General features: G+C 42.9%; 8 protein-coding genes. 2 read left to right on the top strand and 6 right to left on the bottom strand.

The window, feature by feature from the left end:
- Positions 1-23 precede the first annotated feature (23 nt).
- Positions 24-545 (top strand): hypothetical protein, encoded by a 522-nt coding sequence (locus ABJH64_RS16420; protein WP_348274003.1) that lies wholly within the window; start codon positions 24-26, stop codon positions 543-545.
- 119 nt (positions 546-664) lie between these two features.
- Here the strand turns inward: ABJH64_RS16420 and ABJH64_RS16415 are convergent, their stop codons facing one another.
- Positions 665-2,824 carry a TonB-dependent receptor gene (locus ABJH64_RS16415; RefSeq protein WP_348274002.1) on the bottom strand — a complete coding sequence of 720 codons (2,160 nt, stop codon included), beginning with the start codon at positions 2,822-2,824 and terminating at the stop codon, positions 665-667.
- Between the two features lie 227 nt (positions 2,825-3,051).
- On the opposite strand from ABJH64_RS16415, the gene ABJH64_RS16410 reads away from it, so the two are divergent.
- Positions 3,052-3,810: a sulfite exporter TauE/SafE family protein gene (locus ABJH64_RS16410; protein WP_348274001.1), complete on the top strand. Its 759-nt coding sequence runs from the start codon at positions 3,052-3,054 to the stop codon at positions 3,808-3,810.
- A gap of 378 nt (positions 3,811-4,188) precedes the next feature.
- Here the strand turns inward: ABJH64_RS16410 and ABJH64_RS16405 are convergent, their stop codons facing one another.
- Genes ABJH64_RS16405 through ABJH64_RS16385 form a run of 5 tightly spaced genes read right to left on the bottom strand, consistent with a single transcriptional unit; the run spans position 4,189 to position 11,014 of the window.
- Entirely contained in the window at positions 4,189-5,811 is a 1,623-nt protein-coding gene (locus ABJH64_RS16405) for a hypothetical protein (protein ID WP_348275545.1), read from the bottom strand.
- Positions 5,808-7,991 carry a Yip1 family protein gene (locus tag ABJH64_RS16400; protein ID WP_348275544.1) on the bottom strand — a complete coding sequence of 728 codons (2,184 nt, stop codon included), beginning with the start codon at positions 7,989-7,991 and terminating at the stop codon, positions 5,808-5,810. Before ABJH64_RS16400 ends, ABJH64_RS16405 begins: the two co-directional genes overlap by 4 nt.
- Positions 7,988-9,160 (bottom strand): BatA domain-containing protein, encoded by a 1,173-nt coding sequence (locus ABJH64_RS16395; RefSeq protein ID WP_348275543.1) that lies wholly within the window; start codon positions 9,158-9,160, stop codon positions 7,988-7,990. Before ABJH64_RS16395 ends, ABJH64_RS16400 begins: the two co-directional genes overlap by 4 nt.
- A complete protein-coding gene (locus tag ABJH64_RS16390; protein ID WP_348275542.1) occupies positions 9,160-10,029 on the bottom strand; it encodes a DUF58 domain-containing protein in 870 nt (289 codons plus the stop codon). Before ABJH64_RS16390 ends, ABJH64_RS16395 begins: the two co-directional genes overlap by 1 nt.
- A complete protein-coding gene (locus tag ABJH64_RS16385; protein WP_348275541.1) occupies positions 10,016-11,014 on the bottom strand; it encodes a MoxR family ATPase in 999 nt (332 codons plus the stop codon). The genes ABJH64_RS16390 and ABJH64_RS16385 overlap by 14 nt, the downstream gene beginning before the upstream one ends.
- Positions 11,015-11,016: the final 2 nt, after the last annotated feature.

Here is an 11,016-nt window from a genome sequence, read left to right as displayed (position 1 = left end):
TTATAAAAAACTATTCAAAAAAAATGGACAACAACTTTTTAACCCAAACCCAAGTAGCTTTTCACAACTTGAACGGCTTAGTCACTGGCATCGCAAGTGACGGAAGAATTTCCAGAAGTGAATATGAAGTGCTAAAATCCTGGTGCCAAACACATGAAGGACTTTGCTCCGAAGAACCATTCCGATCCTTTTTTGAGGAGATTTCCTCCAAAATCAAAACCGGAACTATCGGCTCGGAAGAGATTTACGAATTGAAAGAAATTCTTCAAAATTACGGGCCAAAATTTGAAGAAAAAGACAAAATCAAAGCCGATCTGTACTTTCTCCAGGGAATCTGCTATGGCATCATGGCTGATGGAGACATCAACAAGTATGAACTGGAAATGCTTAAAAAGTGGCTGGATGGAAATAAGCATCTCAGAGAAACTTACCCTTTCAAAGAAATCGCTGAAGTGGTGAGCAAAGTGATAGAAGACGGAAAAATTGATCAAGAGGAATATAAATTCTTAGTGAAGTACTTTAAGGAATTTATGAGGATTGAGTAGCCCAATTGACTCCACAAGACTACAGCAAGTGCAAAAAAGCCTCTGAAATCTTCCGACATCAGAGGCTTTTTAACATATACTGTGTCCAGCTTCTGGAGAAGCAGGACAGCTATCTCAACCTAATCAAACTTAATCATCGCTGTCAGACCAAAGGTAGCCGGATTTCCCAAGTGAGATGGTCCAAAGGCGTATGCATAATCGATGTAGGTTTTGTCGAAAATATTCTTTGCCCAAAGTGTGAGCTCTAGGGTGTCCGAGATCACCCCAAACTTTGCATTGGCGATCTGATAAGCATCTTGGCTGATGGTGTTCTCCAAATTGAAAAACTGCTCACCGAAGTATAACCACTCCCCACGTACAATCCAGCTAAATTCTTTAGTATTGAAAAACTGAGGCGTCCATTGCGCAGCTACCATGGAAGTCATATCCGGAGTGAATATCTGTCTGTTGCCAGAGAAGTCTGTCTCGCCACCGTCAGTTGGTAGTGTCAGATCATCAAAGGTGGCGTGAGTGTAGCCAAAGCTCCAATCGATACTCAAGTTCCTCATTGGGATAGTGTTAATCTCCCACTCAACTCCAGTACTTGTCAGATTTCCAGCATTTTGTGTCACTACGATTGCATCTGGCAAAATCAGCCCTGGCACTTGCACATCCGAGATGGTGGAGATAAAAGCAGAGACATTCACGCGCATTTTTCTGTTGAAAAAGTAGTTTTTGCTTCCAATTTCAAAATTGTTGGAGAACTCAGGATCATAGACAAATAGTGGCGGGTTGCTCGGATCTGAACCGATCTGTGTCAAACCACCTGGTCTGAAACCACGGCTGTAGCTAGCGTATAGATCATTGGTATTAGACAACTCGTAAGCCAGAGCAAGCTTGGGTGAAATCGCATTGTAACTCACATTTCCAGTAGTATCCGGTACTGTCACTAAAGGGTCTCCCTGTCCAAAATCCAATTCCTGACTTACGGTCAGTTCCTTTTTCTCATAATCAGATCTCAGACCGGCAGTTAGTTTCAATTTCTCTGTTAAGCTGTATGTAGCTTGTCCGAAAAATGCGAATCCATAACCTGTAGCGACATTCGTATTGATGGTAGTGAAATTAGAGATTGGAGATCCCACCAATTCCGCATCATCTCCAAAATAAACTCCCTGTCTAGTAGGCGCGTCAGAGGTAAAGCCAAAGAACCCAACCTGCCAGTTCAACCTTTGACCAGTAGTTGCGGATGCCAATCTAAGTTCCTGTGTCCACACGGTCACGGTATTCCAATCCTCCCCGTAATTATTGACAATCGATACTCCGTCTATGGGTGAGAAATCTCCATCAATAGGAGTTTTGTAGTAGCGGTAGTTCTTTTGGATAGCAGTCTGTGATGAGAAATTGATTTTTGGCCCCGTATTTTTAATTACCAAGGAAAGGTTTTCACTATCATCTACCATTTGTGTAGTGGCATTTTGATTGACTTCGAAAGGGTTTTCTAAAGCAGAAGCTGGGTCTGGAGCTAAAGAGAATGGACCATTATTTCGTCCTTCATTAAATTTTGTAATCAGAATTGCTTCCCAATTTTTCGCAAAAAGGTATTTGAAAGTTGAATTAAGCATGAGGTTCTCTTGCTTATCAAAATCACTGTTGTCATACAAATTGGTGTAGAAACCGTCAGTCTTATCCTTTAGAATGGAAAAGCCAACTTGGAACTTATCCTTGAACAAAGAGAAATTGTAACCAGTAGCTAACCTCAACATTCCATAGTTTCCAACATCAACACGTACAAAACCCTCGGAATCTTCTTTCGATTGTTTGGTAATAATATTCAATACCCCTCCCATGGCATTTCTGCCATAGAGTGTTCCTTGAGGACCACGAAGCATTTCGATTCTTTCTACATCATTGAGCAAAAAGAAATAAGTGTCTAAGCCAAACTGATTAACTCCATCTACATAAGTCGCCACCGCTGGTTCATAGGAGGTAGTGGTGATCCCACGTATGGACATCACGTTTCTATTGTCTCCGGGATTGGAAGAGTAGAAGTTGGGGATGTATCCACGTAGTTCCTTCGTCTGCCAAAGATTCATTTCCTCAACTTTTCGAGTGTCAAGGGCTGATACAGAAAAAGGTACTTTTTGAAGGTTTTCCGACTCTTTCTGTGCAGTGACCATCACCTCTCCGAGCTGAGTAGTAGGAATCGTATCGGTCGTTTGCGCTAAAGAAATCTGATAAGATAAGCTAAGTCCAGCACCGAGAATTACTTTCGCTAGATTTTTAATAGTATAGATTGACATGAAAGGTTTTGAGAATTTGGTCTATTTTCGACTGCGAATTTAGGGCGCAAAGTTTCAAAACCTGCTCTTTATAAACTAATTCTACTCATAAATAGGAATGATTTATGGAAAGGATTTCGGAAAGCGATTTGAGTTCATATTTACAAATTGACTTAGCTTTCTGGGTCTCATTTGTTCATTAGAAAAAAATGGCCAATTTCAATTTTCTTAACTACACATAGTCCCGAATGCTATCCATAGAATACCTGCCCTTCATCTTTTTCATCATTGCTTTATTTTACAGTTCGGTAGGTTTTGGCGGGGGATCGAGTTACTTGGCTATTCTGAGCCTTTTTCTCACAGATTTCTATGAGATTCGCTCCACTGCTTTGATACTGAATGTCTGTGTAGTCACCATCGGGACGATCATCTTCATTCGAAACAAAGTCTTTGATCTCAAGCTTTTTTGGCCATTCCTGGTTTCCAGTATTCCTCTGGCTTACTTCGGAGCTCAAGTGAAACTCTCAGAGGAAGCGTTTTTTCTCATCTTAGGATCTGCGCTAATACTCTCTGGAGTAGCCATGATGCTTCGATATATAAATGCCAAACTTCAATCGCATGAATTTAGCTTGATTAAAAAGCTAGGCTTGGGAGGAAGTGTGGGTTTGCTAGCTGGCGTTTCTGGAATTGGCGGGGGAATATTCCTGAGCCCAACTTTAAATCTTTTGAACTGGGCAAATCCTCGAACCGTAGCCGCTTTGGCTTCCGTGTTCATTTTGGTAAACTCGATTTCAGGACTGGTGGGCCTGGGTGTGGCAGATACCTTCCAGATTGATGCAAGCTTACTTTGGAAGCTTATCCTGGCGGTAGTCATTGGCGGAGGAGTTGGCTCCTATCTATCCAGCAAAAAACTAAACCTCAGAATCCTCGGAGGGCTGACTGCGATTCTGGTGATTTATGTGGGATTGAGGCTGGTGCTGATGCATGGGTATGGGATAAATATTTAACTGTTGGTCTAAATTCATAAAACACCTCATTATATTTCCTCACTGGGCCAAAAGGCCGATGACGGGTGACTGATGTCAGCTCAATCTAAAGTTTGACCTAGCCTATAATTCTAAGCGCAATTTAATCGCATATCCTTAAGGTCTCCCTAATTGTTTTTCTCATAAAACAATATGGAACGACTGATTAAACTTTCTGACAGAAAACTTCAATCCCCAACCCCTCCATTCACCCAGCCAACAAATTCACGGAGTTCCCAATTCCTATGCAGTTGCAGACGGAATCAAAATTGGAGGCGGAAATAATATTCCGCTGTGGCTTTTTGGCTTTATGTATTGAAAACAAGTAGTTATTATTTGTCATGGTAAGTATAGATTCTGCTACTTCAATACTTTAGGCTCTAGCCAGAGGATAGTCAACAAGATCATAAATAGCGCATACCAAAGCCAATCTGGAATATTACTATTTACTTTCTCAACACTAGAATGGAACTCATGAATTGATTGATTGATTAAAAAATCAGCTTTTTGCTTAGAGAAATAAACGCTGGGAAATGCGCCAGAAGGGTAAGAATACATCTCCAAACTATCTCCTAGCGAAATCCATCCCGTATCTGCACTGACAAGTTGCCCTCCCCTGGAATAGGCATTAACCAACGATGGTTGAAGAAAAAGAGAGTCCGACCCATAGCCTACAAAATTCTCCTCAAAAGCAGTTCTATTGATCGTAAAATCAGAAATAAATCCTTGGAAAACAGGTTGATCAAATGATACTGAACTAGATTCAACAGGAAGCATCGCCCCAAGTATTTCTTTCCAAATGGCTTCATAACTCAAGCTGTCTCCTGACAATTTGATCGGAAAGGTATTGTCCAATAAGCTCAGGCCAATTTTTGCAGTTCCAACTTGCTGAACTGCCAGCCCATTCTGGATCAATAAACGCTGAGCGATGGAGGCCTCAAACTCAAAAGGCAAAGCTTCCAACTCATCTCGCACTACTCTGAAATTCTCAGTGGTACTCCGTTTCACACTGAAATCAGTCTCCATTGCAGTATTAACTGCTGCAACATCCTTCTCCACATCAACTAGATTAATCAGCAAAACCGATGCGCCAGACGCAATAGCACTCCGGGTGGATTCATTAGAAAGCTGTGCAGGGTCAATTATCAAAAACTGAAGTGAATCCTGGGCATATCGCCCCGATTGAATTGAAGTACTTTTTGAAATATTAATTTCTTCAGAAACAACCTCGCCAGAATTAATGAGAAACTGGGTTAAGAATCGTATTTCAGGATCCGGAAAAGCAAATTTCATTCTGTAATGAATAGGTTTGCGAGCTCTCGCAAAAAAGTTAACCTGACCGTAAAGGCTATCATTCACCAGCAAATCCAGCTTATTTCTTCCCAGAATCCGAGTCGGAAAATCCAGACGAAAGGAACCTGAATTAGGTAAAAGCATAGTTTCTGCGACAAGTTCGCCTTGCTGAAGCAGGGAAATTCGCAAAGAATCCTGGCTGACAAATGTTCCTTTCACTGCCTGCATTTCATTCAGCCGCAGGATTCCTTTCCATTCCAAGAAGGTAATTGAACCAGGTTCAGCTTCTTGAATCCATTGAACTTCCTGATTGCCTATTTTCAGCAAATCAATTCTTGAAAAGTTCGATCCAAGCAAATAGACAGGGTTACCATCGCCTGTATAGTTCTCTATTCCAATTGTTTTCTTCACTTGAAGACTATCCTTCCAAAAGTTCAGGCTACTTTTTTCTATCTCTGAAGAAAAAACGATAACTGCTTGATCGGGCTTGGAGGATTTCCAAACTGGTTGAATAACATAGGCAATCAGAATGAGAGATAATAAGCCATTCAAGACAATTCGGAGGACTTTTCGGGCAGGCGAGCAAGCCGATCTAATTATCCAAACCAACTGAAAACCTAAGATTACAGCAATAACAGCTGCGAATACTCCAGCCCAATTCCACGATATCAATGGCTCGAATTGTATCATTGTAATTTATTCCAAAAGGCCCTTTCCAATTCTTTTTGAGTGAGCGCAGCAGCGTTTGTTCCCTTATTCTGAGCAAGCAGCGGATAGAGTTTTTGGAACAAATCCTTCTTCCCTTCTTCAGTTATTTTCCCCGAATTCAACTCCTGCAGCTGCAACAGCACCGACCAATCCTCCAATCCCGAGTAATTCATCCGCTCTGTCCACAGTTCACCGAATCTCTGAATCGTAGCCTTTTCTGAACTGGAAAGCACTTCCTTGGACAGCAATCCGAGGATTTCCGCCGCCAGAGGCGCCAAACGAGAGGATAACTCACGTTGCTCCTTCTCCAATTGCTTTTTCAATTCCTCCAAATCGCCCGTCAGGCGTTTTTCCGCCTGCTTGATCGGAGGCGGATCAAAGCCAGTTCGCTTCACATACACCCGAGATTTTTGCTGAACAGTCTTGAGATATTCTAGGGCTTTTTCTTGAAAGGGCAATGCCTGATCGGGTTCAAAAAGCCGCAAATAAAGCTCAGATTGCCACATTTGTTCCAGTGCAAGTTTCAGTGTGGTTTTGGTTGATTCTTGAAAATAAGTATTGGTTTCCTCGTCCTCGTGGTTGTGCAGATAAGAATCCAGCAATCCGCCCAGACCACTGTCGTCTGAACTGTGAGCGGTCTCCTCGTGAGCTTCATGAGTCTTTTCAGGCAAAAGCACATGAGCTGTGACGCCAGCCTCGTGCTCCTCATCGTGCCTATGCTCAAAACCCTCCAGTGGATTTTCGGAGTCAAAAGACTGAACCGCTCCACCTCCAGCAGTTTCCTCAAACTCCTCACCCAAATACTGTCCATACCGTAATCGAAGCATCTTTTGGTCGTAGCCAATTTCATTGGAAATGACGTTAAATTCCCGTTCGGTCAGCTTGTTTTTAGCTGCCAAAAGCTTCTGCGTGTCGATGATGATCTGCCGTTGACTACGGAAATAGTCCGGCATCACATGAATCGCCATCCCGATCAATTCCTCCTCTGACATCCCTGCAGAGTCCACATAATTCAAGAAATACGTGTCAGATCGTGAAAAATTAGGTTCCGGCAATTTGTTATCTATAGCCGCCCAGTAGTAGTACAGTTCATCACCAGGTTTGAAATCCAACGTATTCAAGTCCAGTTTCACTGTCAGGTCTTCCGATTGAAAATTCTGCTTAGGAATGGAAATTCTATTCTCACGAAACTTGACATTTTCCCCAGATCCTCGTGCTAAAGTCGCCACCAAAAAAACCTCTTTGACTCTGAAGTCATCCGATACCTTGGCGGAGACATTCATAAGCTTGGGATCCTTCACAAAATGGTATTGATAGAATTCCGATTCCTCTGGTTGAATCACCGGTGCCAAATCCGGAACTGCCTCCAAAGGAAAATAATCCGACTCATAAACGACCTCGCCTTTTCGACTTCCGCGCAAGGCATAAATCCCAGAATTCCTAACCCGATCACGCAAGCTAAAACGATCTTTCTCCTTCGTGAATTCCAACCCATCTCCATTAGAATTGATCAATTCCAAAACTAGATTTTCATCCGATGAAAGAGAAATAACCCATTCTATTTCAGAACCTTGAATAGCTTTTATTTCAAGTTCTGATTGACTCACTTTTTGTAAGGCGGTATAAGGCGGAGGAGTAATAATGATACTGGCCGAAATCATCTCTACAGGCGAAACCGACGCAGCAAACACCTTCGTTTTATCGCCCCGTTGAGTGAATACATTTGATGCTTTGTCTTCTGATAGATTAAAGAAAGTCAAGGAAAAAATACCTGTAGCCAGGACTAGCACCAGCGCAAACGGACCTAGACTTTTGTACCAAAGATGAATTTCTCCACCTTTGAAACTCGTATTCACACGCTCCCATTGAAGCTGTTCAGCTACATTCTTTGAGTTTTTTTGCAAAAGTTCCAGACTGAATTCCAGATCTGAGAATTGCTGATGCAATGCTTGTATAGCCTGTGGTTTTTTACTTTGGAACAAACCTAGTAGGTAAGCGCAAAGGAAAAATCCAATGAATCCTATCAACGCAATGATGACCCAAGAAGAAGTGAATATTGCGGAAATCACAGCCAGAGCAAAAGCGACTAACAAAGCCTTCAGGACAGCTTGTACCTGCAGCTGCCTCTCAACTCTGGCGATATAGCGCTCGATCGAACTCATATTCCTTGACGGTTTGCGAAGTACCTCTCCGCCGCAAAGCAAAGCAGGAAAAGCGATAAAAGCAGCAAATAAGCGTTCGCTGTCTTTCCTGCTGACTTGCTAGTATCAACCAGAAACTTGTGCTGGAGTTGGGTGTAGCTAAGTGGCACATCCAGTTTTTTCACCCCTGAAAACTCCAGGAACTTCTCCAGAATCACCTCAGGAAGCTGGCCAGACTGGACAAGTTCTGCATGCTCAAAGTCCAATGGGTCCGTAAAAAAAACTACGTTGGTGGCTTCTTCCAGTAAAAAGCTATCCGAAATAAAGTAAAGCTTTTTCCGAGAAACATCAGCCGGAAGGTCACTATCAAAGATCAAGGTTGCTTCTTCAACAGTCGTTTTTTCGCTGAAATCAAACCCGTAAACTTCTGCTATCGCATCCAATGAAGCCTGAATGAACACGCGCTCCGAATCAGATAGTTGTCCAAAAAAGTAAGTGAAATCTTGCTTCTTCAAGGATACAGATCCCCTTCCTGCCTTGTCAATTGAAGTAGTATCCAATAAACCATTTTCGTCAACCTGAAACACTCTACCATCCTCAATGTGCACCACCTGCCCCTGATCCTTAGAAAGCTCAGTATTCCCCAAAAAAAGCAAAGGTTTGATCGGACTAAGGTAGTAATCATCTTGAAGCTCATGCTGCGAATTGTTCAAATACAGATGAAGAGCAGTCACAGTTTTCGGGATTTTGAAGAGTGAGGCTTGAAGATCAAAGCTTGTTGGGTCGGGATCAAGCGCATCCGTACGCTGAATGGAACTGAGATCTGCATTCGCCCAATAGACTTCTTGTCCTTTTTGGATTGCTTGCTGAAGCTCAAATTTATATTCTTCAGTCAGTGGAATATTCGGTTGAACCAGGTGAATAATCTGCTCTTGGCTATGACTACTGAACTTGTCTATGAACACTTGACTCAGCAATAAAACAAGTAAAACGATCATTAGAATTCTGAGCAAAAGCACCCAAATATTTTCCAATCGAACCCCTTTTGCCACGGAGCTTTCTTGCTCGGACAGCCAACGCATCGCAGCCCATTGGATCACTTTTCCCTGTTTTCCGCGCCAGAGGTGGATGAGGATTGGTATGCTGATTCCCAGCAGACCCCAGAGAATTATAGGCTGAAGAAACTGCATTAAGAGAGGGTTCTTTCGGCTAAAAATTTACTAATAGTTACCGCGATAGGATCTGTCAATCGCGCTTGAATGAGGTGAATTCCAGGTAAAAGTAAAGCTTGTTTAAAATCTGATAAATAGGACTTTATAGATTCGTTATAGGTTTTCTCTATGAGCTTACCATCCAGAATAATGGTCCGATCTGACTCCAAATCATGGAAATTATAATTCCCTTTGAGATCAAACTTTTCCTCCTGATTTCCCAAAATTTGAAAGAGTACAATCTCTTTTTTAGGATGGCGCATTTGCTCCACGATAGCTATCCATTCCCTATCTCTTTGCAAAAAGTCTGAAACCAAAATGATCAATTCCTTCTGTTTACTTTTCAATACTGGGAAATCCTGCTGGGTCACGGGCCAGGATCCTGACGCCTTTTCTTCCTGAAGGAAATAGAGCATGCGCTGAAAAGCCTTGGGCGAAGGCGAGACCTTCTGCTCTACCCTTCCATCCTGACAGGTGAAATAGCTCAAAGAATCACCCTGCTGATAGGCCAAATAAGAAAGTGAGGCAAGGAGGTTTTTAGCGTATTCAAGACGTTTAATTCCATTTTCGGCATAGTTCATCGATCCAGACAGATCTAGCATCATACGGATATGCAGATGGCTCTCCGTCTGTGATTCCTTGATCATGTGCTTACCCGAGCGGGAATAGTACTTCCAATCGATTCTTTTGGGGTCATCGCCGGGCTCATAATATCGGTATTGCTCAAACTCTGAACCTACACCCACGCGTTTTCCTGCATGAATACCGTTCTTGAGTTGTTCGCTGATGATCTTTGCGGCCAACTTCAGGTTATTGAGTTTGACTATTTCCAGGTTACTTGCTTGCATGGATTGGGAGCGCTTCGAGGATTTTGGCAATCACTGCGTCTGCCTGGACATTTTCCGCTTCGGCACGGAAATGCAAAGAAAGTCTATGCCTCAATACGGGATAAGCTAGCGTCTTGACATCCTCGGGAGTGACTGCAAAACGTCCTTTGACCAAGGCTCTAGCTTTGGCACAGAGAATCAAAGCCTGTCCAGCGCGTGTGCCTGCTCCCCATTCAACATAATCTATAACTGACTGTATTTCTGAATTTTCAGGACGAGTAGCTCGAATTAACTTATTGATGTAAGCGAGCAATTGAGAATCTATATGAACCTCGCGGGTAAGCTTTTGTAAGATCTGAATATCTGCTCCGCTAAAGACCGCTTCAGGCTGACCCTTGTAAGTTCCTGTAGTTCTATCCAATACAGCCAGTTCCTCCTGCTCGGTGGGATAGCCCAGTTTGATGTACAAAAGAAAACGATCTAGCTGCGCTTCGGGCAGCGGATAGGTTCCTGCTTGTTCGATGGGATTTTGGGTAGCTATAATCAGAAAAGGAACCGGCAGTGGATGTTGCTGTCCGCCGTATGTCACCACCTTCTCCTGCATCGCTTCTAGCAGCGCAGCTTGAGTTTTGGGAGGTGTACGGTTGATCTCATCCGCCAGCACCATGTTGGCGAAGATAGGGCCACGGTTGAACTGGAAAAACTTCTTTCCTGTCTCATGATCTTCTTCGAGGATTTCAGTACCCAGGATATCCCCAGGCATCAAATCCGGTGTAAATTGAATTCTTTTGAAGTTCAGCTCCATCCCTTGAGAAAGAGAATTCACCATCAGGGTTTTTGCTAAGCCAGGCACACCTTCCAGCAAGCAATGCCCTCCTGCCAATAGGGTGATGATAATTTCTTCGATGACGGCTTCCTGACCAACAATAACCTTTGCGATCTCAATTTTGAGTTGGGGAATCTTCGCCACTAGGGCTTTGTAAGCTGATAAATCTATATTTTCCAAAA

The organism is Algoriphagus sp., from assembly GCF_039969895.1.
Classification (GTDB): domain Bacteria; phylum Bacteroidota; class Bacteroidia; order Cytophagales; family Cyclobacteriaceae; genus Algoriphagus.
This window is presented reverse-complemented; position numbering and strand designations above follow the sequence as displayed.